This is a genomic window from Kitasatospora sp. NPDC001261, assembly GCF_042896795.1.
GTDB lineage: Bacteria > Actinomycetota > Actinomycetes > Streptomycetales > Streptomycetaceae > Kitasatospora.
Genome location: NZ_JBIAXP010000036.1, coordinates 56904 through 82462, shown reverse-complemented (window position 1 = coordinate 82462; position 25559 = coordinate 56904). Strand labels below are relative to the sequence as shown.

Here is a 25559-nt window from a genome sequence, read left to right as displayed (position 1 = left end):
ACTGCGACCGGGATCATCACCCACAGACGGGAGATCAGCGTGATCGTGCGCATCATGGGCGAGGGCCAAGCAGAGCTGGCCGACGCCCACGTCGCCGAGCTGAACAAGCTCGACGACGAACTGCTCGCAGAGATGGAGGACGGCGACGAAGAAGGCTTCCGGAGGACTCTGGGGCCCTCCTGGACGCCGTACGCCGCCTGGGAACGCCGCTGCCGGACGACGCCTTGGAGCCCTCGGAGCTGATCCTGCCCGCACCCGATGCGTCCATGGACGAGGTCCGCGAGTGCTCGGCGACGACGGCCTGATCCCGGGCTGCCCCCGGCACCCCGGTCCACTGCGGGGACCGGGGAGCCTCACCCCCGGCACCCCTTCGCCGGTCAGGACTTCGCATGCGGCACCTGGTCCTCCCGCCACGGATCCGCCGGAACGCGGACCAGCGCGGCCACCAGCTCCCACTTCGACGGTGCAGCCAGCGGGCGGGGCCGATACGGGGACGCGGGATGCTCAGCGGAGTGCTTCGAGCAGGGGAACGGTCTGCTCCGGTCCGGGCAGGGCGTTGGTCTCGCGCTGAAGCCGCTCGGCGGCATGGCGGTAGCCTTCGTCGGCCAGTACCGCCGACACCGTCTCGCGCACCTCGTCCGGGGTCACGGCGACCGGGTCCAGCACCCGGGCGGTACCGAGTTCGACGCACCGCCGCGCGTTGTACGGCTGGTCCGCGCCGAGCGGCAACAGCACCGAGGGCAGACCGTGGGCGAGCGTGCCGAGCAGGCTCCCGGAGCCGCCGTGCGAGACCACCAGGCTGCATTGCGGCAGCAGTTGATCCTGCGGGACGAAGCGCTCGATCCGGACGTTCGGCGGCATTGGCCCGAACAGCGCGGGGTCGACCTGGGAGCCGACCGTCGTGACCACGTTCGCCGCGAGTCCCTGGAGCCCGGTCAGGACCCGGGCGAACAGCTCGGTGCTGGTGTAGACGGTGCCGAGCGTGAAGTACACGGTGGGGGTGTCCCGCACGGGGGCTGCGGGGACGGCCGGGCCCGGCCGGAACGCGAACGCGTGGGCGGGCAACGGGAAGCGCGGGTCCCGGAAGGCGTGCGGGGACGGCGACAGGACCACGTCCCGGTCCAGCATCGCGAGCCCAGGGTCGGCCGGCAGGCCGTACTCGGAGCGCAGCTCGTGCAGCGGCCCCGCGACGACCGCCTTGCGAAGGAAGCCCCCGGCGGCCAGCACGATGACGGTCGCACAGGGTATCCCGAGCACCTCGGCCGCGATCGAGCTGCCGAAGTCGACCTCGTCGCGCACCAGGACATCGGGCTTCCAATCGCGGGCGATGTCCAGCACCGCAGCAGCCTGCCGTCTCCCGCCGCGCCGGGCGAAGCCCTCGGCGAGCTGCCGCAGGTCAGCCGCCGGATCGGGTACGTCGACGGGCACGGCCGCCGCGCCCGCGGAACCCGCCGTACTCACCCGCGGCTCGCTGGTGGCGAAGGCGGTGAACCCGGCCGCCGTGATCTCGGCCGTTCTGCCGCCGCTGCCCGCGACCGCGACGGTGTGCCCGGCGGCCTGCGCCGCGCGGGCCACCGGGATGAGGGGGCGGAAGTGGCCACTGCCACCGATGAACGTGAACAGGATGCGCATCGGGCGAGGCTACCGAGCCGTCCGCGGGCAGAACGGCCAGCCCCTGCTCCCCTGACCACCCACAGGTTCTCCCGACCGACCCGAACATCGGTCCCAGATTCTGCAAACCCTCAGGCCACAGCCCATGAACGATCAATCACGGCAGCAGAACCACAGGCCAGACAACCAGGATCTCAAGTCCCAGATCCTGCAAGTCCCCTGCTCAACGCATGATCAGTCGACAGGATCTTTCAAAACGCCCGGAACGGAGCAGCTGAGCGGTCCGCTGGGCGCGCAAGGCATCCTCCCGTGAGTTGATGCGTCTCGGGCCCACTCTCATGAGCGGCCGGGCCGACGTACAGGACCGGACGGACAGAAGTGAGTGCATGGTCCGTGGCCCGCGCGGACACTGTCACGGCCTGGCTGGACTGCGGCCGGGTGGGCCCGTGGTGCAGCGCTCGGTGGGTTGAAGGGCGAGGCGATCGACCGCGTCCCGCGCGGGCTCCCAGGCGTCCAGGAGCAGCTCCTGCTGTGAGCGCAGGCCGGGCAGCAGGGTCACGGATGCGCCGTCGGCGCCGCGGCTGACCGCACCGTCGATGCCAAGGGCGGTGCTCCCGTGGACGGTGGCACCTGGACGGTCTCCATCAGCAGGCCGACGGCGTCGTGCGGGCCGGTACGCATCCGCCGGGCGGCACCGAGCCGGCCTTCGGCCGCGGCCTCTTCCTCGACGGCCGGCAGGGCGAGCGCCTCATCAGCGAGCCGCTCGCACGCCGGCGGTGCCGTCACCGCGTCGACGACGTGCCGGCTCCCGCGGGTGGCCTCCTGGCCGGTCTGCTCGGTCACCCGTGTCCGCTGACAGGCGACCTTGACCGACTGCCCGGCGAGTTCGATCGGATCAGGTGTAGACGTCCCGGCTGTACTCCTCGCGGCTCAGCTGGAAGTCACCAGGCCGATCACGGCGGAGCTCCTCGTACCGCTGTGTGAATACGTCGAGTGCTTCATGGAGCGTGCAGCCGGACGCGTCCCGGATCGCCCTGATCGCACGGCCTATCCGGCGGTCCAGGATGTCGCGGTCCACGCCCTCGGGCAGCTCTTCCATGAGCTGACCGTACCGACAGTTCGACTGCACCGGTCAATATCGCCCGTCAAACGGTCATGACCGCCTGTCGGACGACACCGCCGGCGAGACCGTCCGGGTCGTACGGGTGGCCTACTACGCGCCCGACCGGGGTCGGCGACGGCCTCGTCGATCGCGTCGGCGGAGTCCCGGTCGACGGCCGGGTGGACGCGGCCGCGGTAGGCGACGATGGCCCGTCGCCCGCCGGAGACTCTCCAAGGCGTCTCTGCCCGCCCGTGCCCATCGTGTTGAAGGAAGGGCGGCGGTCGGGCGGCGTGGCCGCCTTCCGGAGCAGGTGGTGCGCAGCGGCGGGCACGGGGGCGGTCGGGGCAGTGGCAACCGGAGGCCGTGCGGCTGCGTCCACCCGGATACGAACGGTCGCCCGACCATCGTTGCTCCTGGGGGGATTTCCGTACATGCCGATCAACGACGCCGTCTTTGCGCCACCGCCGCCCGGTGCCCTGACGCCCTGCCCGAGCTGCGCGCTGACCGACCAGGTCCGCAGTGTGCCGGCCGTCCACCTGGGCGAGCGGCGGAACGTCACCGTGCGCTCCTCCGGCCGCGACGGCCGCGTTGAGACCCGCGAGGAGGTCTCCGCCCTCGGCCGGGCCCTGGCGCCCGCGCCGCCCGCGGTCGGCACGGCGGTCCAGACGCTGGCATCCCTGGGCTTCGTGACGCTGGTCGGGGCGGTCTTCACCTTCGTCCAGGGGACCATGGCCCGCGCCGCGCCCGTCGCCCGGATGCCCGACCTCTCGCCGCCGGACTGGGTGACAGCGCACCCGGGGTTCCCGAACGACTTCCCCACCGACCTCCTCCCGGGCGACCATCCGAAGGCCGCTCCGGCTTCCCCCGCCACGCACACGGCGGCCGCGCTCGCCGACGCGAACGACGCGCTGGTCCCGCTCTGGGGGTCGTGTCTGATCCTGGCCGTCGCGATCGCCCTGCTGGCGGGCGCGACCGCGCTGTTCCTCGCCAGGCGGCGGCACCTGGCAGGCCGGCCCCGGGCCGAACGGCTCTGGAACCAGGCCTGGTACTGCGCCCGTTGCGGCACCACGCACTTCCCGCCCACCGCCGGCCAGGGAACAGGGCCGCTCGGCCTCGCGGAGTTCCGCAAGACGGTCTGGACAGCGGGCGGCTACGGCGACCTCGCCGACCGGTACCGGCCGTAGCCGGGTCCGACAGGACCCGAGAGGTCGGCGGGATCCAAGGGGTCGGCAAGCCGTGCTCCCGCTGACCACCCACCACTTCGCCGAAGGCAGGGAAGACACCGTGCGCCCGGACGGGCTGCTTCGCCACGGGCGCGCCAGCGGCTCCCGTCGGGCCGAGCGGCGGCGCGCGGGGACCCGGCGGGCGGACCGGCGGCGGCGGAGGGGACGGCCCCCGCCCGGCGGCCGGACGCGCCTACCTCGGCCCGACCAGCCCGCACTCGTACGCGAAGATCACCGCCTGCACCCGGTCCCGCAGGCCCAGCTTGGCCATGACCCGGCCGAGATGCTTCTTCACCGTGGGCTCCGCGAGACCGAGGGCGGCGGCGAGTTCCGTGTTGGTCAGGCCGCGGGCGGCCCCCAGCAGGACCTCCCGCTCGCGCGCGGTCAGCACGCGCAGCCGCTCCGCGTCTCCCCCGCCGCCGTCTCCGGCGGCGGGGAGCCGGTGGGCGAAGCGGTCCAGCAGCAGCCGGGTCACCCGAGGGGAGACCACGGCGTCCCCCCGGGCCACGTCGCGGATCGCCCCCAGCAGTTCCTCCGGCCGGCTGTTCTTCAGCAGGAAGCCGGAGGCCCCGGCGCGCAGCGCCTCGACGGCGTACGCCTCCAGGTCGAAGGTCGTGAGCACCAGCACCCGCGTCCCGGGCACCTCGCGCAGCAGCCGCCGGGTCGCCCCGATGCCGTCGGTGCCCGGCATCCGCACGTCCATCAGCACCACGTCCGGCCGCAGCCGCCGCGCCAGCTCCACCGCCGCCGCCCCGTCGGCCGCCTCCCCGACCGGCTCCATGTCCGGCTCGGCGCGCAGGATCATGCCGAACGCCAGCCTCAGCAGCTCCTCGTCGTCCACCAGCAGCACCCGGACGCTCACGGCGCGCCCCCGGGATCCAGCCGTACGAAGACCCGCCAGCCGCCGCCCGGCCGCGGGCCCGCCTCCAGCACCCCGCCGAAGGCCGCGGCGCGCTCCCGCATCCCCGTGAGACCCCGCCCGGACCCGGCGGATCCCGGCCGCCCGGTCCCTGCGGCCCGCCCGTCGTCGGTCACCTCGACCGTGACCGCCCCCGGCGCGCAGGACACCCGCACCTCGGCGCGCGACCCCTGCGGCGCGTGGCGCAGCGCGTTGGTCAGCGACTCCTGGACGAGCCGGTGCACCGTCAGCTGCGCCGCGGCCGGCACCCGGGCGGCCTCGCCGTCCACCCGCAGCCGGGTCACGAGGCCCGCCGCCTCCATCTGCTCGCACAACGCCCTGAGCTGCCCGATCCCCGGCGGCGACCGCCGGTCGTCCCCGGGCCCCGTGTGGGGACCGGCGTCGGGACCGGCGTCGGGACCGGCGTCCTGGAGCAGGCCCAGGGCCCGCCGCATGTCGGTCAGCGCCTGCCGCCCGGTCTCCGCGATCCGGGCCGTCACGGCGGAGGCGTCGGCCGGCCTCGCGTGCCCGAGCGCGTCCGCCAGCGCCACCACCACTGACAGGCCGTGCGTCACGCTGTCGTGCAACTCCCGTGCGATCCGGGCGCGTTCCTCCTCCACCGCCCGGCGCTCCCGCTCGTCGCGGTCCAGTTCCAGCCGCGCCAGCCGCTCCGCCCGCGCGGCCCGCCGGATCCGGGCGTTCGCCCCGAGCAGCGCGCTCGCGGCGACCGCCGCCGTCATCGCGGCGGCCGAGGCGGGGAACCGGCCCTCGGGCGCCCAGCGCGCCGCCGCCAGCACCGCCCCGGCCACCGCCACCAGAGCGGCCGCCCACGCCGACCGGTACGGCGCCCGCGCGGTCACCGTCCCGAGGGCGACCAGCAACGCCGCGTCGGCGGGCAGCTGAACGCCCAGCAGCCACTGCGCGAGCGCCGCGGCGGCGATCGCCCCGAACGCGGCCCGGGGTGCCCGCCGCCGCCACACCAACGGCAGCACCAGGGCGGTCTGCAGCGCGAAGCCCGTACCGTTCGCCACCCGCCCCGGCCCGAGTGTCACCAGGAACAGGGCCGCCGCGAGCGCGGCGTCCGCCACCAGGGGCGGCACCCGCCCCGGCAGCCGGGCGAGGGCTCCCGGCGGGCCCGTCCGTACCGCGCCGGTCTCGGTCATCGTGTCCGTCCTCGCGTCCGCGTCGTCCGGCGTCCTCGCCGGAGCCCCACGGTAGGGCCCTCGCACCCGCGAAGGCGTCCGCCCGCCGGCGGACATCGAGGGAGACCCCGGGACACCGGGGGCTCCTCCGCGCGGAGGAGCGAACGCGCGCCGGGGCGACCCGTGCCCACCGGCGGGATCGTCCCCCGGCAGGGCGCCCCGCACCCCCGGCGGCGGAACCCTGGTGACGACCCCGCAGCCGCACCGCCCGAGGAGTACGCGCCATGCCCCCGACCATGCCCCCGACCCGCCGCGCCCTGCTCGGCACGCTCGGCGTCGCCGCGCTCGCCACCGTGGCCGCCGCCCCCGCCCCGGGAAGCCGCTCCGCCGCCCCCGTCCCGCTGTGCCTGCCCGCGCCCACCGGGCCCTGGCCCGTCGGCACCGTCGCGCTGCACCTGGTCGACGACAGCCGCCCCGACCCCCTCCTCCCCGCCAAGCCCTACCGGGAGCTCATGGCCGGCCTCTGGTACCCGGCGGAACCCGGCGCCGGGCACCCGACGGCCCCCTGGCTGCCCCCGGCCGCGGCGGCCGACTGGGACGCGCACTCCGCACCGGCCCTCGGTGTCCCCGCCGGCGCCGCCGACTGGCGGGGGCTCAGGACCCACGCCCGTACCGGGGCGCCCGTCGCCCGCCGCGCCGGCCGGCTGCCCGTGGTGCTGTTCTCCCCCGGCGACGGCGGCTCGCGCGCCCTCGGCACCACCCTGGTCGAGGAGTTGGCGAGCCGCGGCCACCTCGTCGTCACCCTCGACTCCACGTACGAGGCCGAACAGGTCGAGTTCCCCGGCGGCCGTGTCGAACGAGCCCTCCCGCTCCCCGACGACCTCACCCCGGAGGTCGTCGCCGCCCTCCTCGCCGGGCACTCCCGGGCCCGCCTCGCCGACGCCCGCTTCGTCCTCGGCGCACTCGACCGCCTCGCCCGCGGGGACCGCCCCGACACCGGCACCGGCCCGCTCCCGGACGGGCTCGCCGAAGCCGCCGACCCGGCCAGGACCGGCGTGCTCGGGCAGTCCCTCGGCGGCTCCGTCGCCGCCCAGCTCGCCCACGACGAGCCCCGCGTCCGCGCGGCGGCCGACCTCGACGGTGCCCTCCTCGGACCCGTCGCCGACAGCGGCCTCGCCAAGCCCTTCCTGCTGATGGCCTCCGGTACGAAGACCCTGCGCACCGAGCCGAGCTGGGCCTCGTGCTGGGCGGCGTCCACCGGCCTGCGGCATGCCCTGCGGCTGCGGAACACCGCCCACGGCTCGTACACCGACCTCCAGGTCCTCCTGCCCCAGCTCGTCCACCGCCTCCCGGTCCCCGACGCGGCCGGACTCATCGGCACCGTCGACCCCCGGCGCTCCCTGGCCGCCCAGCGCACCGCCGTCGCCGCCTTCTTCGCGCGGTACCTGACGGGGCGGCCCACCGGCTTCCTCGATCGGCCCGGCGACGACTGGCCGGAGCTGGAGGTGCTGCGCTGAACCGGCCCGCCCGGCACCCCTTGTGGCGCCGGGCGGCCCGGGCGCGAGCACCTGCTCGACGCTGCTCGACGTCGGCCGGATCCACGCCGCCTTCGTCGCCGGCGCCCGCGCCCGCGCCCGCGGCGAGGCCTGCGGCCCGCTCGGCCTCGTCCCCGCCCGGAGCTGCCCGCCGGCCAGGCTGGGGTGTACCGGCCCGCCGCCGAGCCCGCGTACGCCGCGGGCTCGGCGAGGAGCAGCGCTGGCGTTCGTTCCCGCGGCTGCTGGTGGTCCTGGCCGGCACAGCGGACGCCGGGTCCGCTCGGCGGTGGCGGAGGAGCGGCCCGATCACGCGCCCGGGTGTGGTGCGGCTCCGTCCGGAGTACGGGGGGAGTTGAAGGTGAAGGCGCGCGGGGAGGGGCCGTTCGCGCGCAGGTCGGCCAGTCGCTCCAGGGCCTCGTCGACGTCCGGCAGGTGCCCGGCCGGGACCCACCACAGGACCAGGTGCGCCTCGACGTTCCGCTCGAACCACTCACGCCGCCGCCGCATCGCCTCCAGGTGCCCGCTGCGGTAGGTGAACTCCCACAGCGCCTCCCGGCTCTCCCACACCGACATGTTGACGATGACGTCCTCGCCCGCCGGGCGCAGGGCGGTCGCGTCGTCCTTCCCGTCCGCGGCGAGCCGCCAGACGAAACCGGGGGCGGTGTCGGCGGCGGCATTGACCGGGGAGACCAGATCGACGAACGGCGCGATGCGCGGGTCGTCGACGGGGTGGCGGAGCGTAGCGACGTTGAACTGGGCGAGGTGGTGGGAGGTCATGGCGCCATCCCAGCACGGGCCTTCTTTCTATGTCAATCAATATTGTTTTTAGAAGGCTCGACCACCACGCAGCACTCCCCGGGCCGGGCGTCCATCCGGGCATGGAGGGCGCCGTCCGCGCCGAGAAGTCCCTCCAGGAGGGCGAGGTTCATGCCGCAGACGAGGGGCGGGAAGCGCTCGGCGACGGAGTGGAAGGGGCAGTTGCGCATGCGAATGGCCCCCTCCTCCAGGTGGGGTTCGTACCCGCGGGCGGCCAGCAGCGCGACGGCCTCGTCGAGCCCCCCGCAGGGCGCGGCCGCTCCGCGCTCGGCCTCCCCCCGCCGCCGCGCGGCCGCGCGCAGCCCGTCGTCCAGCCCGGCCCGCTCGGCGGCCTCGGCGAGCAGTTCGGCGGCCGTCCGGTAGTCGCGCGCGGGCAGCGAGACCACCCGCTCGGCGCGCGTCCGCGTGTACACCTTCGCCGGCCGCCCCGCCCCCGGCCCCGACCGCCCGGTGAGCCTGCGGCTGCCGCTCTCCAGCAGCCCGGCCTCGACCAGCTTCTCCAGGTGGTGCGCCGCCAGTGTCCGCGCCACCCCGACGGCCTCCGCCGCCTCGTTCCGGCCCACCTCGCGGCCCTGGGCCGCCACGTACGCGTAGAGGCGGCGGCGCACGGGGTCGTGCAGGGCGGCGATCGCTTCGATGTGCTCCATGCGGCCATTCTAGGAACAATGGCCATTGGCGATAGAGGAGCCCACCGGCCGATGGTCAGACGGCCACGAGTTCGACTCGTTGCTCCAGAAGCACTGGAGGACGGTGCCGTGGTTCCCGGAGGAGGGGGCAGCCGAGGCGACGGGGGCGGCGGCGGGGAAGCCGGCGCGGGGAAGCCGGGCGCCTTCGACTGCGGCCCGGCCGCGCTCGCCCGGCACAAGGCGCGGACCGGATCGGCGACCGTGCCCCGCGGCCACGTCGAGCCGGTCCCCGAGGGCGGCGGCACGGCGGAGGTGAAGCCCGGGGCGCTCCTGTCGAACGCCGAGAGCAGGCGTGCGAAGCCGACCGGTGAGCGGTCGGAGCGGCTCGCTGCGCTCGGACTCCACTGGCGCTGACCCCGCCCGGCCCCCTACCTCAGCACTGCACGTCCACGGACGTGACCAGGACGTCCCGGTCCAGCCCCCGGGTCTGCCACGCGAAGACGGTGTCCGTCCGGAGGTTCTCGTAGTGAACGACGAACGTGTTGCCGTGGGCCTGGCCCAACCGGTAGTAGTCGTGGATCGGGTGTACGCCGCAGCCGTCCAGGTTCCAGACCGGGGTCGCCCCGCCCTTGGCGAGGGCGATGCACGCCCTGCCGTTGTCGCACTGACCGCTCCAGTACCCGCCGGCGGCGGAGGCCGGCCCGGCGGCGAAGACGACGGCGGTTCCGACGGCGGCGGCCAGCGCGGTGGATCGGCCCAGACGACGGGTGTTCGACTTCATTCTCGGACTCCTCTTTGAAGAACGGGTGTTCCACGCGGATTCAGTGAATGTTGTGTACGTACTTTTCGTCCTCGTGTAAGCCTGCCAGGCCGGGGCAGGCTCCCCCCAGTGGCAGTTCTGCGTATTGACACCGCCACCTGCCTGCGCCGTGCACGCCGACGCCAGGAGGGACAGTGCCCGACAACGCCCGGCATACCGCGCGCCTCTACCGGCGGATGCACGACCTGGCCGTGACGGTCTTGCACGAGCGGGACCCTTCCGCGCTCCACGGGCTCGTCCTGGCCGAACTGCTGCGCGCGTGCGATGCCGAGGTCGTCGTGTTCAAAGAGGGGGACTGGCGCATGGACGCGGGGCCCATGACCATCGCCACCGGCGGCGGCGCGGCCACCGCGCTCACCGATGAGAGGGCGTGCCGTCAGATCAGGACCGGACGCCCCTTCTCCGACTACTACGCGACGACGCCCGGCACCGTCCCGCTCACCGCACAGGAGATCGGCCGAGCACTGGATCTACGGGATGTCCGCAGGTTCGCCCCCGGCCGCCGCTTCGCCTTCGGCATTCCCCTGCCGGGCACCCACTCCCCCGTGCGCGGGTACGTGCTGCTCCGCCCGGACGGTGCGTTCACCGCCTCGGACTGCGCCTACGGAACCCGGATCCAGCCGCTGCTCCACGCTGTCGACCGGCAGTGGGAACTGCTGTCCCAGTGGCATGCCATGCGGCAGGCCCCGTCTTCCAGCGGCGAGGTGACCAAGGAACAGGCCCCGTCCGCCGACGCGGGGCTCACACCGCGTGAGGCGGCCGTCCTCCTTCTCCTCGCGGACGCGCTCACCGCCGCCGCGATCGGCCGACGCCTCGGCATCACCACCCGCACCGCCAACAAGCACATCGAGCGGATCTACCGGAAGCTCGGCACCCGCGACCGCGTCTCCACCCTCAACCGCGCCCGGATCGGCGGGCTTCTTCCGTACTGACCCCGCGACCTGGGGATGAGGGTTCTCAGCTCCTCCAGCGGACAAGCAGCGCCCCCGGTGGCGGGCGCCCGCCACCGGGGGGGGAGGCGCTGCTGCACCACGTCGAACGGGCCGTCCACGACGCCTTCCACACCCCGAACGCGGACGACCCGCTGCCCGCCCTCTACACACGTGGGCCCAGCGGCGGAAGCGGCCGTCAGCGGTGCGGCCCGATCAGCAGCACGGTGAGCACCGCGTCGTCCCGGCCGTGGTGCACTTGGCGGTCGGCCTCGGCGCCCGGGCCCCAGGTCCGGTAGATCCGCCAGGCGTCGGCGCCGTTCTCGACGTAGGAGCCGAAGACGCGGTGGCGTGGTGGCGCGGGTCGGCGGCGAGCCGCCGGCACTGGAGGTGGGGCTGCCGGAAGACTTTTCCTCCCGAGAGCGATGAGTTCAGGCGGTAGCGGCGGTCAAACCTGAGAAAGCAACGACAGCCGACCAGGGAGACCTGAAATGTCCAGCACCGCCACCACGACCACCGCCACCGCCACCGCCACCGCCACCGCCACCTCCACGAAGTCCAGCACGGCCGTGGTCCGGGTGGTCTGGACGCTGCGAATCCTGCTCGCGCTCTTCTTCGTCCTGGCCAGCGCGCTGCCCAAGCTGCTCGCGCTCCCCGCCGCCACGACCGTTTTCGACGCCATCGGGGCAGGGCACTGGTTCATGTACCTGACCGGACTGGTGGAACTGGCCGGAGCGGTCGGCCTGCTGGTCCGTCGGCTGGCCGGGCCGGCCGCGACGGCACTGATCGTCTTCCTGGCGTTCGCGTTCGTCACCCAGCTCACCGCGATGCACGGCGAGAACGCGGGGACCCCGTTCATCTTCATGGTGCCGCTGGCCGTCATCGCCTGGAACCGACGCGTCGAGACGGCCGAGCTGCTCAGCCGCTCGCGCTGACCTGGTGCTTGAAAGGGTCCGTCAGCAGAGGCCTGTGCCGCGGCACGGGCGCCGGAGCGGCGCCGCGCGAGCGTGGCGGCGGCAACAGCGAGGGCCGATGAGCAGCACGGTGAGCACCGCATCGTCCCCTGGCCGTCGTGCTCGGGGCGGCCAGCGCCGGTGCCCGGGCCCCAGGCCCAGGTTCAGGTCCAGTGGATCCGCCAGGCGCCGGCGTCGAACGGCACCGCCCCGGGGTCGGCACCGAGGAAACCGCGGCGCAGCCGGCGGCCGGGGCCCGACTGTGGGAGCGATCGGGTCCGGACGGCCGGGGCCGGGCGTGGGAGCGGCGCCGGCGCTCCTTCCCGTGGCTGCTGGTGGTCCTGGTCGGCATGGCGGCCCCCGGGGTGCGCTCGGCGGTGGCGGACCTGCGGCTGGCCGCCGAGGAGAACCCGGCCGTCGCCGAGATGCCGGCCGCTGTCCCGGCCGTCGCCGCCCGGATCGAGGACCTGGTCCAGCGCGGACCGTCCGCACCCATCTGGCATCCGCTCGGCAGCCGCGGGCGGGTGTGCGGGTGGACGGAGCTGTCGGCGGCGAGTGGGAGCCGCTGAGTGGCCTGCCGCCGGCCGTCCCGGCCACCCTCAAGGCCTGCCGCAGGCGCGGAGAACCCTCGGCGGCTGTACGTCCTGCCTCCTGCAACCATCGTGTGGGTGCACTCGTTGACCCGAGGCGAACGGAGATGATCTCGCTGAAGGGAGACCCGGTATGACATGTGATGCCCCATGGATTGAGAAGCGGCGTTACGAGTACGCCGGCGGCCGCTACGTGGGCTGCGGAAACTGCGGCGGGGACCTGTGCACTGTCTGCAGGTCCAACCATCTACAGCCGAGCGACGTGCACTTTGAGTTCAACGACGACAACATCTGCCCGGGCTGCAGTCCAGAGCGCTGATAGAGCCACGGAACCGTCCGGTCCGCGGCAGGACTCAGTGTGCCGATATACGTGACACCTGCGCGTAGCCGACGGGGTCGGCCCACTCGCCTGGCCACCAGGCAGGCCGACCTGGCGGTTCAGAACGGGGGTCCGTCGTGCCAGCGGCCGTTGGTTTCCTGATCGGCCCAGCCGACTTCGGCCCGACCTGCTGGTGGCAGGCCGCCGTACCGGACTCCCCCTTCACCCGCTCGATGTCCTGCACACTGCTCACCGCGGACGGCGGGCGCACCGAGCGGAGCCTCGCCGCGTACCGCGGCGACGTCGGGATCGCCCTGGAGCGACTCCCGGGCCTGCCGGGCCGAGGGGCGGCGCGCGCCGGGTTGCCGGTGCCGGTGCACCGGCCGGAAACCCCGGTGCCTTCGGGGTAGTGCGTCGGTAGCCTTCGGGCTGAGCGCAGGCCGGGAGCGAAGGGCGCCATGAACGACACCTCCGAGCTGGACCGCCCCGTCGGCGACCACGCCGTCCGCGAACTGGCCGACGCCGTCCAGGTGTTCTCCTACGCGATGGATCACCACTGTTCCTACCGCGGGCTGGACGATCCGGATCCGCGGGAGATCGCGGCCGTGCTGCGCGACAGCCTGGCCAGGCTGGCCGAGGCGCTGGAAGCCGGTGCGGAACTGGTGGCGGGACCGGACGGACTGCCGGGAGGCGGGGACGCCGAGCCCTGGTGGGAAGGCCGGGACCTCCTGCTCAAGGCGCGCGACGCGATGGCCCGCGCGGTGCCCGAGGGCTTCGACGAGGACGGAGCTGAGGACGGATCGGACGACTGGCCGGGCGATCCGGTCGCCCGGTGGTACCGCCTGCGCAAGGCGAGGTTCCGCACCTACCCGCGCTGACGCGGGCCGGGGCCCGGCTCCCGGCTCTGCCCGTGGCGAATCTGCGGCGGGCAGAAGGACGGCATCGGGGAGCGCTCGCGGGTCGACAGTGGAGTGGACGGCAACTCCGCCCCGACCAGGGAGAGCAGATGGCTCCACTCACCACGCCCCCGCCCCGCGCGGGGGAGGGCGACACCCCGCCCAGCCCTTTCGACGACCACCTCGCGGCGCAGCTGCTCGCCCAGCGGATCGTCCTCCTCGGCACCCAGGTCGACGACGTGTCGGCGAACCGGGTGTGCGCACAGCTGTTGCTGCTATCGGCGGAGGACCCGCGCTCCGACATCGGCCTGTACATCAACAGCCCCGGCGGGTCGGTCAGCGCGGGGCTCGCCGTCTACGACACCATGCGGCTCATCCCGAACGACGTCTCCACGCTGGCGATGGGGTTCGCCGCCAGCATGGGCCAGTTCCTGCTCGCCGTGGGCTCGCCCGGCAAGCGGTTCGCGCTGCCGAACGCGCGGATCATGATGCACCAGCCCTCGGCCGGCATCGGCGGCACCGCCGCGGATATCGAGATCCAGGCGGAGAACCTCCAGTTCACCAAGCGGGCCATCGAGCGGATCACCGCCGAGCACACCGGGCAGAGCGAGGAGACGATCGCGCGCGACGGCGACCGGGACCGCTGGTTCACCGCCGAACAGGCCAGGGAGTACGGGATCGTGGACCGGGTGGTGGAGTCGGTCGCCGACATCCGTCCGGCCTCCTCCCGCCGACGGATGGGGCTGTGACATGGGCTCGTACGCGGTTCCCTACGTCGTCCAGCGCACCGCGCAGGGCGAGCGGTCCTACGACGTCTTCAGTCGGCTGCTGAACGAGCGGATCGTCTTCCTCGGCACCGAGATCGACGACGGCGTCGCCAACGTGGTCATCGCGCAGCTCCTGCACCTGGAGTCGGAGAACCCGGAACGCGAGATCTCGATCTACCTCAACTCGCCCGGTGGATCGTTCACTTCACTGATGGCAATCTACGACACCATGACGTTCGTGCAGACTCCGGTCTCCACGTTCTGCGTCGGCCAGGCGGCCTCGACGGCGGCGGTGCTGCTGGCCGGCGGGGACCCGGGACGGCGCTTCGTGCTCCAGCACGCGCGGGTACTGCTCGGTCAGCCGGCCAGCGGCGGCCGGCAGGGGACGGTGTCCGACCTCAGCCTCGCGGCCAAGGAGATGGTCCGGATCCGCTCGCAGGTGGAGGAGGTCCTGGCCCGGCACACCCGCCACGAGGTGGCGACGCTGCGCGCGGACATGGACCGGGACAAGGTGCTCACCGCCGAGGAGGCCGTCGCCTACGGGATCGCCGACGAGGTGCTGAGCCGGCGGCAGCTGTTCGGCTGAACCCGCGGCGGGTACGTCGGGTACGGCGGCGGTCGTACGCACCGCCGCCGTACTTAAGCGGAGGCCAGGCCACCAGGCGGAGCCCGCCGTACCGGCGGCTGCGGCTCCGACCGGATGCCGTGAACCGGCGGACAGCGCCAACGCCGCTGTTGGCGACGCCCGACGGCGTACGAGCAGCACCACCGCAGTGCATGGTGACGGCAAGACTCGCAGGCCGCCGCAGTGACACCTGCCCGCAGCAGTCGCATCGCCCGACACGCGCGTCTGCCTCGGCTGCGCGCGACGATCCGACGGGGGCACCCGGACTTGGACGATCGCGGTCACCGGCACCGCCCACGATCCGTGGCGGGAAGGCCGTCCTCGACCGCAACGCACCGGTCGTGCTGGTCCTCAGCCCGCTGACCGCCATGTACAGCCGTGCCACGAACCAGAAGGGCTTGGCCATCACCATTGGCACCAGCGCCAACGAATCCGGCATCCCCCGGGACCTCACGTCCGCGCGGTACCTCGCCGCCGACGGTGGGGCGACGGCGCGTTCCACGGGCCGCTCACGGCCGAATCGGCCGAACCGGCTGAAACCGGAAGGGTGACCGTGGCATCCGGCCACGGTCACCCCACCACTCTTGATCCGGAGTTACGGTCAGGCCTGTACGGCGATGAGCTGGAACTTCTCGTTCGGGTCGCCGGTGCAGTCCCACAGGATGATCAAGGTGTCCGGTGTCGGACGCCGGCCGTGTGGCGGTTCAGCCTCGGAGGCGCTCCAGCAGGTGGCGGGCGCGGGCGGTCAGATCGGCCGCGCGGGCCGGGTCGGGGGCCACCGAGTGGAAGACCAGCGCCAGCATCACGACGGTGTCGAGCCGGTGCAGGAGGGCGGCCCTGGAGTACAGGTCGGGCAGCTCGGCCGAGTCCGCGTAGCCGGCCAGGATGCCGTCCGCGTCGATGCCGTTGTCCGCCAGCCTGGCGTACTCGGCGACCCTGGCCAGCTCCATCAGGACCGGGCCGACCAGGGCGTTGGACCAGTCGACGACGGCGGTGAGCCGCCCCCCGCTGCCGAGCAGGTTCTGCCGACGGACGTCCAGGTGCAGCAGGCGCGGCTCGCCCTCCTCGGCTTCGAGCACCGCGCGCATCCCGTCGGGATGGGGCAGCTCGGGCAGGTCGGGGGCGAACCCGCGCAGGGTCGCGTGACGGGTCACCAGCCGCGTGGTGAGGAAGGACGGGAAGTCCCCGGGCTCCTGGTAGGCGAGTTCGATCGACGGTGGCTCCACCCGGTGGAGGGCCGCCAGGAACGCACCGACCTCCTTCGGGGAAACCGTCAGCCCGTCGTGCCGCACGTAGCCCGCGAGGGAGACGACGAGGCCGTCCGCCATGGTGATCAGTTCGAGCGCGGGGGCGGTGGGCAGGCCCTGGCGGGCGAGGAGCCCGGCGATCTCGTGCTCCTGGCGGACGAGGTCACCGGCCTCCACCCGCCCGTAGGGCGCGGAGTAGACCCGGTGCCGGGGAACGCGCAGGGCGACCTCGCCGTGGGTGGCGCAGTGGGCGCGGTAGACGGCGAAGTCCACGCCCTCCCCGGCGAGGCCGCGCAGTTCGATCCCGCGTTCCCGGGCCACCCGGACGGCCACCTCGTGGGTGTCCAGCTCGTGGGTGTCCGGCTCGCCGTGTCGGGGGTCTGTCGTCACTGGGCGGTCCTTCCGGCGGGGATCGGGAGATGGGTGGCCAGGGCCGCGAAGCCGTCCAGGGTGGTGACGCGGGGGCCCGTGAAGCCGGGGAAGCGAGCGTAGCGGTCGAGCAGGACTGGATGCAGACCCGCCCTCTGGGCTCCCTCGACGTCGATGACGACCGAGTCGCCGACGAAGACGCACTCCCCCGGTGGACGGCCGAGCCGTTCGCAGGCGAGGACGAAGATCTCCGGTCCGGGCTTCTCCAACCCGACCTCGCTGCTGATGACGACGGTGTCGAAGAGCCCCGTGAGGCCGGTGCCGTCGAGGATGTCGCGCAGCCACCGGTCGAAGTTGGAGACCAGGGCGAGCGGGTGGCCGGCCGCGCGCAGGGCCCGCAGGCACGGTACGGCGTCGGGGTAGGCACGGTACCGGGCCGGGTCGAGGATGTGCCGGGCCGCGTGCTCGGCCGCCTCGGCCGAGGCGTTGCCCCCGGCCCTGCGCAGCGCCTCGCGGCAGAACCGGCTCCACATGGCGAGTCGTCGCTCGGGGTCGGGTTCGTCGTCGGGCCAGTCGCCTTCGGAGCCGATGGCCCACAGCGCCTGGCGGACGGCGGTGGTGTCGGGGGCCCCGTCCCGGCCGAGCCAGGCGGTGGAGAGCAGCTCGGGTATCGCGGGCACGAGCTCGACGAGGGTGTCGGCGGCGTCGAAGAGGACGGCGGGCAGGGCGGGGCCGGGGGTCGGCGCGGAGGTCATCGCAGTTCCTCGTCGGTGATGAGCATGGTGCACAGGCCGCCTCGGGTGGCCTCGGCGGCGTGATGGGCGGCCTCGGCGTCGGGCCGGTTCAGGACGAGGGTGTTCTCCGAGCCGGAGAAGTAGTCGCTCATCAGCACGGCGGTGGCCGGACGTCCGCTCAGCCGGGCGGCGCGCAGGGCGAGTTCGACGTCGCCCTTGTACATCTCGACCAGCACGCAGGTGATTCCGGCGGCGAGGTAGCAGGTGAGCTCGCCGAGGAACTGCTCGGCGGGGAGCTTGTGCCGACTGTGCAGGCCCGAGAAGTAGGCGAAGGAGCGCGCGAACGGGTCGGTGCGGAAGCGATCCGCGTTGTGGGAGGCGGCGAGCAGGCCGATCGGCACACCGGGGGTGACCCTGATCTCCCGGTTGGTGACGGGAAGGCCGTCCAGGACGTCGTAGGTGTCCGGATTCCCCTCGATGAGCAGGCCGACCCGGTCGACCCCCTTCTCGTGGAGGCCGCGCAACGCGTCGTCGACGTGGTGGATGTTGGCGTCGAAGTCGCCGAACTCGTACGGCAGGACGTGTGCGGTCAGCCGGTCGTGGTCGGGCAGCAGCGGGAAGGTGTTGGCGTGCGTCCAGTCCGACATGACGATGTCCTCGACGCCTTCGAGCGCCCGGACGGCCTCTGCGGGGTCGGCGACGGTCCAGGGGCCTACCCCGACCGCGTGGACGGTCTGGACGGCACCCCGCGGCTTCGTGCGACATCGTTCCAGCCGACGCTCGATGGCCGACTTCCTGCGGGCGAGGAACGCGTCGGGCATCACGAAGGACACTCCCGTCCGGGCGGCCCCGGACGGCGCCTCCAGCAGGGCGGACTCGGTGGCCGCGGCGGCGAACCCTGCCAGCCCCCACTGGTCCCCGACGAAGGCCACCGGGCGCCCCCAGCCGAGGGCACCGAGCGACGCGGTCAGGTCCTGCTCGAATCCGCGCGGACGCAGTGCGACGAACCCGCCCGACACCGGCGAGACCGGGTGGCGCTCCCCGCCCGCGGTGACGACGGTCCGGTTGCGCACCTCGGCGGCGGCACGGAACACCGCCATGCCGACCAGGGCGGCCTCATTCTCTACAGCAATCACGACTGTCCCTTCATCGCAGGGCTATGACTTCGGTTGGTCGACGGCGGGCACGGCCGGATCGGCCCTGGCGAGCCGGGCCTCGGACAGCAGGGCGGGGACGACCAGCAGCAGGGCCGCCACCGCCAGGAGGCTGCCGGCGAGGAACGCGGCGCGCGTGCCCCAGAGGTCGGCGAGCAGACCGTAGAGGGCGGCGCCGAGCGGCATCGTGCCCCAGGCGAAGAGCCGGTAGACGCCGATGGAGCGCCCCAACATCTGCTCGGGCACCAGGGATTGGCGTACGGAGACGGCCACGACGTTCCAGACCATGATGGCGGCGCCGGAGGCGAGGTTGGCGGCGCCGACGACCCATGGGCTGGTGGTGGCGGCGATGACGGGGCCGCAGGCGGCGACCACCGCGAGGGCGGCGGCGAGCGCGCGGGCGCGTCCCAGCCGACGGGTGACCCGGTCCGCGACCGCGCCGCCCAGCACCCCTCCGAGCGCGGAGGCGGCGACGAACAGGCCGTAGCTGGACGCGGGGACGTGCAAGGTCTCCCGGATCAGCAGGACGAAGATCGCGATCTGCCCGAGGTAGACGGCGTTGACGAGTCCCGCCGCGAGCGTGAGCGCCCGCATCAGGCGGTCGCGGGCGACGAAGGCGATGCCTTCGGCGATCTCCTGGAGCAGCTTGCGGGGGGTGTCGGGACGGCTCGACCGGCTGGCCGGCAGAGCGCTGAGGAAGCCGGCCGACAGCAGGAACGAGACGGTGTTCACCAACAGCGGCACGAACTGGCCGATCCCGAAGAGCCAGCCGCCGAGGACGTGCCCGACCATGTCGCGGCTCAGCGTCTGGGAGGTGAACAACCGCCCGTTCGCGGAGGGCAGGCGCTCGGCCGTCACCAGTGCGGGCAGCACGGCGAACGAGGCGCAGTCGAAGAGGACCTCACCGATGCCGAGCACCGACGCGACGGCCACCAGGGACCACAGGTGCAGTGCGTCGTTCAGCAGCAGGACCACGGCGATGGCGAGCGCGCCGGCCCGCAGGAGGTCGGCGGCGACCATCAGCGCACGCCGGTCGCACCGGTCCGCCAGGGCGCCGATCGGGAGGCTGAGCAACAGCCAGGGCAGGGTGGAGGAGGCGGTGACCAGGCTGACCGCGAAAGGGGAGTCGAGCAGGGCCGCGGCCAACAGCGGCAGGGCCGAGAACCGGACGCCGTCGCCCAGCGCGGATATGGTCGAGGCCGTGAGCAGCCTGCGGTAGGCGGTCTCGGAACCCGCGGTCCGGGTCATGCCGGCTGTCCGTCGGCTGCTCCGCCGTCGTTCGGGGCGAACACGGCGTAGCGCAGCTCGCTCGTGTACGACGCTCCGTTCACCCGCAGCCAGCGCTGCTCGGTGGACGGCAGCAGCTCGGAGATCACGACCGTTCCCTCGACCCCGCGCACCAGCCGGAAGAACTGCCGGACGATCAGAGGGGCGTCCCAGTCCACGTAGACGGGCTTGGGCTGGCCGGGCAGCTTCGCGAACACTCGGCGTGGCCACCCGTACCGGGCGCGCAGCCGGCAGGCGGTGAGGTACTCGGCCGCGTCGTCGGCCTTCACCGGACTGCCGGTGGGCGACCACCCGCGCAGCTCCGAGGCGGGGATCCGCCAGAGTTCGCGCTGCAGGACGGTGCGCCGGTGGCGGATGCGCGGAACGTGCGGGAGCTCGCCGAGGTCGAGGCCGTTGCCGCCGTGCAGGCGCGGGAACGCGAAGGGCGCCAGCGGGTCGTCCATGAGGGTGTAGCCGCCGGCGGGGGGTGCGAGCAGCCGGATCCTTTCCGGTCGTCCTTGGGTGCGTAGCTCCAGCCGGGGGCCGTTCAGGAGCAGGTGGAGGTCCGAGGGGTGCAGGACATCGGCGCGGTCCTTCGGCGAGCGGCCCAGGATCTCCAGGTCCGGGCCCGGGAAGGATTGCTGGCAGGCGGTCTTGTCCTGGTGGCCGCGCAGCACGTCCACGAGGATCTCGTCCTCGGCCAGGAGGGTCCGGTACCGCGCTTCGATCTCCTCGGTCAGTCGGGGCGCGCGCTCGACGGCTTGGACCGAGAGGCTGCTGTGGGTCAGCAGGTCCCGGCCCGCGTGCAGTTCTCCGACGACGACCTGGAACTCTCCTGCGGCCAGGGCCTGCGGCCCGCTCGCGGCGAGCAGCACGTCCGGGTTGCAGAAGGCGGCGGGCCCCTGGGGGAGAACGGCCCTGAGTTCATCGATCCGCTCGTCGGGCACGACGATCTCGCGGGCCGCCGGGTCGGCCGTGCCGAGCAGTTGCCGGGCCACGGTGGCCCGCAGCCGGTCCACCTCCGTCGTCACGTCGGAGCAGCGCAGGGCGAGTTGCTCGCGGTCCTCGACGAACGCGCGGTAGAAGTCGGCCAGCGGGACGGGGCGGTCCGGGCCGAAACGGTCGCGGAACCAGCGGGTGAGGATGTCGGTCTCCAGGCGCAGCCGCAGGCGGGGGGCCGCGAGCGCGATCTCGTAGACGAACGCCAGCTCCTCGCTGAGGACCTCGGCGAGTTCCGAGCCGATCCTCAGGTCGTCGAGCTCGCCGTGGGCCTCCTCCCACACCACGCTGCGGTCGGCGTAGTGGTGGCCTCCGAAGCGGTTCGCCGGGCCGGCCGTGAGCTCCTCGAAGCGGGCTTTCAGAGCGGCGAGCGCGGTCGGCCGTTCGGGGTACGGGGCCTGGGCGAAGGCGGCGACGGCGGCTTCCAGCTCGGCCGTCCACGCCATCGCGGGGTGGTCGCCGGCGTCGGCGGCGACGAGCTGCGCGCGCAGTGCGGCGAGCGGCCGGGGGTCCCCGACGGGTACCTCCGGCCAGGCGGTGGCCAGGCCGCGGTCGGCGAGGTCGGCGAGCGCCTCGTCGAACCCGGGGCCGTCGTCGCCGTCCCCGTCGGTGGTGGCCCCGAACCTGTTGTGCCACTCAGCGGCCAGTTCCTCCAGCGTCCGGACGCCGTCGAGTCGGCGCAGCAGCCAGTCCTGGGCCGGACCGACGGCGACGCGTCCGATCCGGTCGAAGCGCCAGTCGACACCCGGGGCCGACTCCACGCCGCACGAGTAGAGGTCGACGCCTGTGTGAGCGCCGTCGCCCTGGTCGAGGAAGGCGAACGGCAGCCGGCGGGGCCGGACGAGCGTGCGCAGGGCGGGGTCCTCGCCGAGCTTCCTGGCCAGCCGGGCCGCCGCCCAGTGGCTGACGTAGGCGCGGCGCAGGACGGCGGATCCGTCGGTCCAGTCGAGTGTCCCCCCGCCTGCGACCCGGGCGACGTTCAGAGGTCCGAAGTGCGAGTGGGTCTCGTTCTTCGTGGTGACTCGCTGGAGGTACATCGTGAGCAGGTCGGTCATCTTCTGTGCGTGGGCGCGCCGACGACCGGTCACCGTCGGGTCGAAGGCGTCCAGCCAGGCCAGGAACTGGGGTGCGGCGGCGTCGTTCGACAGCAGCAGGACGTCCCGGAGCCGTTCGTCGGCGAAGACCTCGGCGACGGCCAGTCGCCCCTCCCACATCCGCTGCGCGTGACTCTCGGCGAACTCCCGGCAGGCCCGCCGCAGTTCCGTGACCTGGTTCTGGAAACCGGCCAACGGACCGCTCCGTGGGCCCAGTTCGCGCGTGGCCGCGGCCAGGTCCGGCTCGGTCAGCGGCCGCAGCATGCCGATCGCGTTGCCGATCGCGTCGCCGACGGCCCTGCTGAGGGCCTCGTCGGCGGCCACCGGGGGCCGCTTCAGCTCCTCCTTCGCCGCGGCCGCGGCCTCCAGCAGTGCGGCGTACCGGTCGAACAGGGCGCGTGCCTCGGCGTCGGCGCCCTCGTCGACCAGACCGGAGAGCAGTTCGAGCGGGAAGCCGGCCTGGCGGACGAGCGCGGTGGGCGCCAGTGACCACCGGGGTCGGCCCGACGCGAGGGGGGAACGGGAGTACCGGGCCGGCGGGCTCGGGCTGTCCGTGGTCGCCATCAAGAGAACCTCTCGGCTCGTGGGAGGGTGGGAGCCCGTACGGGCTGGGCACCGCGGCCTGCCGAGGGCCCTGCCGACAGGCGGGCGAGGGCAGGCGCGGGCGCGCGTGGAGGGGGTGGAGGGGCGGGCCGGCGGGTGCGTCAGCCCGCGCTCGGGGAACGGCCGGGCTACGCGGGCGCGTCCGTCCGGGAGAAGACCGTGCAGCGCAGCTCGCTGGTGTGGCGGCGGCCGTCCACCTCCAGCCAGAGCCCGTCGGGCCCGGGCAGCATCTCGCTGAATTCCAGCGCCCCCTCGGCGCCCTTGACGAGCCGGACGAGCTGGCGCACCAGCAGGGGCGCCTCCCAGTCCAGGAAGACCGGCTTGGGCTCGCCGGGGATCTTCACGAAGCAGTACCGGGGCAGCCCGAGCCGCTCGCGCAGCCGTACGGCCCCCAGGTGCGCCGCCGTGTCCGCGGCCACCGCGTGGCCGCCGGGCGACCACGGGCGCAGGTCGGAGACGGGCACCCGCCAGCTCTCACGCCTCAGGACCACCCGGCCGCAGCGAATGCGGGGAACGTGCGCCAGGTCGTCGGTGCGGATGCCGATTCCACCGAAGTGGCGGGGGAAGGCGAACACCGAAAGCGGATCGTGGCGGATGCCCGGACCACCGGCGAAGGGGGACTTGAGCCGCAGCCGGCCGGACACCCCCCGGGCTCGCAGCTCGAGGTGCTCGGGCGCCACCGTCACCGACAGTTGTGCGGGCTGGACGACCTGGTCGCGCGGTTTGCCGGACCGCCCGTGCACCTCGACGTCCGGGCAGGGGTAGGTCAGTTGGGCACCGGTCTTGTCGAGGTGGGCACGCGCCAGGTCGACGATGATCTCGTCGGGATCCAGCAGTTCCTCGTACCGCTGCTGGGCCTCGGCCACGATGCCGTCGGCGCGGGCGGCCAGCAACGGGGCGAGACTGGAGTGGGTGAGCGGGTCACGCAGGGCGTGGCAGTCCCCGACCACAGCCGTGAAGTCCCCATCGGCCAGGGCCCGGACGTCCCGGGCGGCGAGCATCACGTCGGGGCTGCACAGGGCCGGCACATCGCCCGAGTGCCGGGCGATCAGCTCCTCGAGGCGCGTTCGGTCGACCTGCACCTCGCGCCGGTCCGCGCCCTCGCCCGTGTCCGGGAGCAGGACCTTCCTGAGCTCGCGCTCCACGGCGGCGATCTCGTCGTCCACCTCGGCGCAGGCGGCTTCCAGCTCCGGACGGTCGGCGAAGAACGCCTGGTAGAAGTGGTGCAACGGGACGTCCACACCGATACCGAAGCGGTCCTGTGCCCACCGCGTCAGGATCGCGCGCTCCCGCCGCATCCGCAGACGCGGGGCGAGCAGGACGAGCCCGTACACGGGCGTCAGCTCGCCGGTGACGAAGTCGGTGAGGCCCGGGCCGACGACCAGGTCACGCTGGGGTCCGTGCGCCTCCTCGTAGAAGAGGGACCGGTCCGCGTAGTGGGTGCCGCCGGGGCGCTCGGCGGCCCCACCGGTCAGCGCCTCGAAGTCGGACTTGAGCGAGGCGAGGAGCGCGGCCCGATCAGCCGCCGCGGCGAGCGGGAACTCCGCGAGGAAGCGGTCGAAGCGTTCCAGGGCCGCGTGGAGGTCACCGGCGTCGCCGTCCGCCTCTGCCACCAGCTCACTGAGCGTGTCGAGCGGCCTGACGGCGCCGATCGGGATCTCCGCCGCCGTCACCAGCCAACCGTCCGCCTCGGCCCGGCTCAGCGCCTCGTCCAGTTCGGCGCCCGGGCGTCCGGTGCCCGCCGCCCATTCCCGGTGGAGTTCGTCGACGGTGCGCCGGGCGTCGCAGTGGCACCACAGCCAGTCGGCCGCCTCGTCCACGGCGGAGCTGCCCACCACCACGAATCGCCAGTCGCCGGGCATGCCGGTCCGGGTGCGGAAGGCGAACAGGTCGATCCGGTCGCCGTCCCGGAAGGCCAGCGGTCGCAGGCGGGGCCGGACCCGGCCGCGCAGCCGCGGGTCGGCGCTGAAGGTCTCCGCGAGGCGCTCCGCCGCCCAGTGGCTGAAGAAGGCGACGCGCTCGATCGGGCCATCCGTCCAGGTGAGACCGTCCGCCGTGTCCCGATCGCCCGCTTCGAGCGTGAGGGAGCCCACACTCACCGGCCCGAAGTGGGAGGTGGTCTCGTTCTTCGAAGCGACCCGCTGCAGGTACATCGTGAGCAGGTCGGTCATCCGGCGGCCGGTCCGGTCGGACAGCGCGCCGTCCCGGTCCAGCCAGGACGCGAAACGCGGGTAGTGGGCCTCGTTGGAGAGCAGAAGCACCTGCCGAAGCGCGGTGTCCTCGCGGAACAGCCGGGCGACGTACCGCCGGGACCCCTCCAGCGCTGCCGCGTACCGCTGCTCTAGTGCGGAAACACTGTTCTTCAGGCCCCGCAGCGCATCCTGATATCCCGTCAGTGGCTCGGCGAACTCGGCCGGCAGCCCGGCGGCGTCCTCTTCGGCGAGGTCGCGTAACAGCCCGAGCCGGGACAACGCTCGCTGCCGGCCGTCGACGTCACCCTGGCGGATCATCTTCGCCAGTTGGTCGGCCAGTTCGGCCGCGTGGTCCGTCGCGGCTCGCGCCGCCGACAGCTCGGCGCTGAGGTCGTGCGCCAACGGATCCAGTGTGTCCAGTGCGAAGCCGGCCTGCCGGAGAAGCCCATGGCTCATCGCGGTCCAGGTTTCAGCCATGACTCATCCCCCATTACGCACGGCGTGCCAACCGGACCTCTGGTCGCCGCCGGTCAGGATGTGGCACCCGTGCTTCGGGCACACTGCCACCTGTCCCGGCAGAAGAACCTCGAGCCGATAGCTCCGTGTAGTCCCCCGGATTCGTACTCGGCGGATCGTACCCGGCTTGACGGTGTCCTTCCAAGATTATTTCGCGCATGATCGCCGCCGGGGCTCGAGGCCCCGGGCGGGCGCCCTGGAGCGCGCCGATGGCCGCGAACATCTCGTCCGCTTCGTGGACGGGTTGCGTGGCGGCGTCGGTGAGCTCCAGCAGCGAACGCGGCAGTCGCCGACGCGGGTTCGCCCTGCTCGCCGTTCCGCTGACGCTGTTCCGGGCCGCGCCCGACCGTGCGACGGTGCTCGCCCGGCCGCGGACCGTGAGTCTGCGGCCCCCGGCCGAGGACAGCCGTCGGCTGCCCCGCCTGCCGCCAGGCCCGAACGCCGCCGGCGCCGCCTCGAGGAGTCCCTGCCCGCCCTACGGGACGATGCCCGCGCCGGACCCGCCGGTCGCTGCCGGGGGTGCAGTGACATCA

26 protein-coding genes and 1 pseudogene are annotated in these 25559 nt (G+C 73.7%); 12 read left to right on the top strand and 15 right to left on the bottom strand.

Going from position 1 to position 25559, the window contains the following annotated elements:
* Positions 1 to 39: 39 nt before the first annotated feature.
* Positions 40 to 313, top strand: a pseudogene (locus ACFY4B_RS36860) (hypothetical protein); the annotation flags it as partial.
* Between the two features lie 191 nt (positions 314 to 504).
* On the opposite strand, the gene ACFY4B_RS36855 reads toward ACFY4B_RS36860, so the two are convergent.
* From ACFY4B_RS36855 to ACFY4B_RS36845, 3 genes are all read right to left on the bottom strand, one after another.
* Entirely contained in the window at positions 505 to 1632 is a 1128-nt protein-coding gene (locus ACFY4B_RS36855; protein WP_387975353.1) for a glycosyltransferase, read from the bottom strand.
* A gap of 534 nt (positions 1633 to 2166) precedes the next feature.
* Entirely contained in the window at positions 2167 to 2454 is a 288-nt protein-coding gene (locus tag ACFY4B_RS36850) for a hypothetical protein (RefSeq protein WP_387975350.1), read from the bottom strand.
* 52 nt (positions 2455 to 2506) lie between these two features.
* Positions 2507 to 2710 carry a hypothetical protein gene (locus tag ACFY4B_RS36845; RefSeq protein ID WP_375876120.1) on the bottom strand — a complete coding sequence of 68 codons (204 nt, stop codon included), beginning with the start codon at positions 2708 to 2710 and terminating at the stop codon, positions 2507 to 2509.
* Between the two features lie 434 nt (positions 2711 to 3144).
* Between ACFY4B_RS36845 and ACFY4B_RS36840 the strand changes: the two genes are divergently transcribed.
* Positions 3145 to 3897 (top strand): hypothetical protein, encoded by a 753-nt coding sequence (locus ACFY4B_RS36840; protein ID WP_387975347.1) that lies wholly within the window; start codon positions 3145 to 3147, stop codon positions 3895 to 3897.
* Between the two features lie 232 nt (positions 3898 to 4129).
* On the opposite strand, the gene ACFY4B_RS36835 is transcribed toward ACFY4B_RS36840, so the two are convergent.
* Both ACFY4B_RS36835 and ACFY4B_RS36830 read right to left on the bottom strand, forming a co-directional pair.
* Positions 4130 to 4798, bottom strand: coding sequence for a response regulator (locus ACFY4B_RS36835; protein ID WP_387975344.1), 669 nt, complete (start codon positions 4796 to 4798; stop codon positions 4130 to 4132).
* On the bottom strand, positions 4795 to 5997 hold the full coding sequence (locus tag ACFY4B_RS36830) for a sensor histidine kinase (protein ID WP_387975341.1): 1203 nt from the start codon (positions 5995 to 5997) through the stop codon (positions 4795 to 4797). Before ACFY4B_RS36830 ends, ACFY4B_RS36835 begins: the two co-directional genes overlap by 4 nt.
* 263 nt (positions 5998 to 6260) lie before the next feature.
* On the opposite strand from ACFY4B_RS36830, the gene ACFY4B_RS36825 reads away from it, so the two are divergent.
* Positions 6261 to 7493 carry an alpha/beta hydrolase family protein gene (locus tag ACFY4B_RS36825; RefSeq protein WP_387975338.1) on the top strand — a complete coding sequence of 411 codons (1233 nt, stop codon included), beginning with the start codon at positions 6261 to 6263 and terminating at the stop codon, positions 7491 to 7493.
* A gap of 324 nt (positions 7494 to 7817) precedes the next feature.
* Here the strand turns inward: ACFY4B_RS36825 and ACFY4B_RS36820 are convergent, their stop codons facing one another.
* Complete coding sequence (locus tag ACFY4B_RS36820) at positions 7818 to 8288, bottom strand: DUF3291 domain-containing protein (RefSeq protein ID WP_049660689.1); 471 nt, start codon at positions 8286 to 8288, stop codon at positions 7818 to 7820.
* Between the two features lie 32 nt (positions 8289 to 8320).
* Complete coding sequence (locus ACFY4B_RS36815; RefSeq protein ID WP_387975335.1) at positions 8321 to 8974, bottom strand: helix-turn-helix transcriptional regulator; 654 nt, start codon at positions 8972 to 8974, stop codon at positions 8321 to 8323.
* A gap of 108 nt (positions 8975 to 9082) precedes the next feature.
* Between ACFY4B_RS36815 and ACFY4B_RS36810 the strand changes: the two genes are divergently transcribed.
* Entirely contained in the window at positions 9083 to 9367 is a 285-nt protein-coding gene (locus ACFY4B_RS36810; protein ID WP_387975332.1) for a hypothetical protein, read from the top strand.
* Between the two features lie 19 nt (positions 9368 to 9386).
* Here ACFY4B_RS36810 and ACFY4B_RS36805 read toward each other — a convergent pair whose 3' ends face one another.
* Positions 9387 to 9734, bottom strand: coding sequence for a hypothetical protein (locus ACFY4B_RS36805; protein ID WP_387975329.1), 348 nt, complete (start codon positions 9732 to 9734; stop codon positions 9387 to 9389).
* Between the two features lie 173 nt (positions 9735 to 9907).
* On the opposite strand from ACFY4B_RS36805, the gene ACFY4B_RS36800 reads away from it, so the two are divergent.
* Complete coding sequence (locus tag ACFY4B_RS36800; protein WP_387975326.1) at positions 9908 to 10705, top strand: LuxR C-terminal-related transcriptional regulator; 798 nt, start codon at positions 9908 to 9910, stop codon at positions 10703 to 10705.
* A 196-nt stretch (positions 10706 to 10901) separates the two neighbouring features.
* On the opposite strand, the gene ACFY4B_RS36795 is transcribed toward ACFY4B_RS36800, so the two are convergent.
* Positions 10902 to 11087 (bottom strand): hypothetical protein, encoded by a 186-nt coding sequence (locus ACFY4B_RS36795; RefSeq protein ID WP_387975323.1) that lies wholly within the window; start codon positions 11085 to 11087, stop codon positions 10902 to 10904.
* Between the two features lie 106 nt (positions 11088 to 11193).
* Between ACFY4B_RS36795 and ACFY4B_RS36790 the strand changes: the two genes are divergently transcribed.
* The 7 genes from ACFY4B_RS36790 (at position 11194) to ACFY4B_RS36760 (ending at position 15403) form a co-directional block, all read left to right on the top strand.
* On the top strand, positions 11194 to 11637 hold the full coding sequence (locus ACFY4B_RS36790) for a DoxX family protein (protein ID WP_387975320.1): 444 nt from the start codon (positions 11194 to 11196) through the stop codon (positions 11635 to 11637).
* Positions 11638 to 11828: 191 nt separating this feature from the next.
* Complete coding sequence (locus ACFY4B_RS36785; protein ID WP_387975317.1) at positions 11829 to 12224, top strand: hypothetical protein; 396 nt, start codon at positions 11829 to 11831, stop codon at positions 12222 to 12224.
* A 477-nt stretch (positions 12225 to 12701) separates the two neighbouring features.
* On the top strand, positions 12702 to 12974 hold the full coding sequence (locus ACFY4B_RS36780) for a hypothetical protein (protein WP_387975314.1): 273 nt from the start codon (positions 12702 to 12704) through the stop codon (positions 12972 to 12974).
* A gap of 48 nt (positions 12975 to 13022) precedes the next feature.
* Positions 13023 to 13442, top strand: a complete 420-nt coding sequence (locus ACFY4B_RS36775) for a hypothetical protein (protein WP_387975311.1) — start codon at positions 13023 to 13025, stop codon at positions 13440 to 13442.
* Between the two features lie 128 nt (positions 13443 to 13570).
* Positions 13571 to 14209 (top strand): ATP-dependent Clp protease proteolytic subunit, encoded by a 639-nt coding sequence (locus ACFY4B_RS36770; RefSeq protein WP_049649240.1) that lies wholly within the window; start codon positions 13571 to 13573, stop codon positions 14207 to 14209.
* A 1-nt stretch (position 14210) separates the two neighbouring features.
* Positions 14211 to 14813: a ClpP family protease gene (locus ACFY4B_RS36765; protein ID WP_387975308.1), complete on the top strand. Its 603-nt coding sequence runs from the start codon at positions 14211 to 14213 to the stop codon at positions 14811 to 14813.
* Positions 14814 to 15193: 380 nt separating this feature from the next.
* Complete coding sequence (locus ACFY4B_RS36760) at positions 15194 to 15403, top strand: hypothetical protein (protein ID WP_159028308.1); 210 nt, start codon at positions 15194 to 15196, stop codon at positions 15401 to 15403.
* Between the two features lie 153 nt (positions 15404 to 15556).
* On the opposite strand, the gene ACFY4B_RS36755 is transcribed toward ACFY4B_RS36760, so the two are convergent.
* The 6 genes from ACFY4B_RS36755 to ACFY4B_RS36730 form a co-directional block, all read right to left on the bottom strand.
* Positions 15557 to 16489, bottom strand: coding sequence for a phosphotransferase family protein (locus ACFY4B_RS36755; RefSeq protein WP_049649242.1), 933 nt, complete (start codon positions 16487 to 16489; stop codon positions 15557 to 15559).
* Entirely contained in the window at positions 16486 to 17223 is a 738-nt protein-coding gene (locus tag ACFY4B_RS36750; protein WP_387975304.1) for an HAD family hydrolase, read from the bottom strand. Before ACFY4B_RS36750 ends, ACFY4B_RS36755 begins: the two co-directional genes overlap by 4 nt.
* On the bottom strand, positions 17220 to 18338 hold the full coding sequence (locus ACFY4B_RS36745) for a hypothetical protein (RefSeq protein WP_380775450.1): 1119 nt from the start codon (positions 18336 to 18338) through the stop codon (positions 17220 to 17222). Before ACFY4B_RS36745 ends, ACFY4B_RS36750 begins: the two co-directional genes overlap by 4 nt.
* Before the next feature lie 21 nt (positions 18339 to 18359).
* A complete protein-coding gene (locus ACFY4B_RS36740) occupies positions 18360 to 19697 on the bottom strand; it encodes an MFS transporter (protein WP_234348177.1) in 1338 nt (445 codons plus the stop codon).
* Positions 19601 to 22279 (bottom strand): lantibiotic dehydratase, encoded by a 2679-nt coding sequence (locus ACFY4B_RS36735; RefSeq protein WP_387975300.1) that lies wholly within the window; start codon positions 22277 to 22279, stop codon positions 19601 to 19603. Before ACFY4B_RS36735 ends, ACFY4B_RS36740 begins: the two co-directional genes overlap by 97 nt.
* Positions 22280 to 22446: 167 nt before the next feature.
* On the bottom strand, positions 22447 to 24987 hold the full coding sequence (locus tag ACFY4B_RS36730) for a lantibiotic dehydratase (RefSeq protein WP_387975297.1): 2541 nt from the start codon (positions 24985 to 24987) through the stop codon (positions 22447 to 22449).
* Positions 24988 to 25559 lie beyond the last annotated feature (572 nt).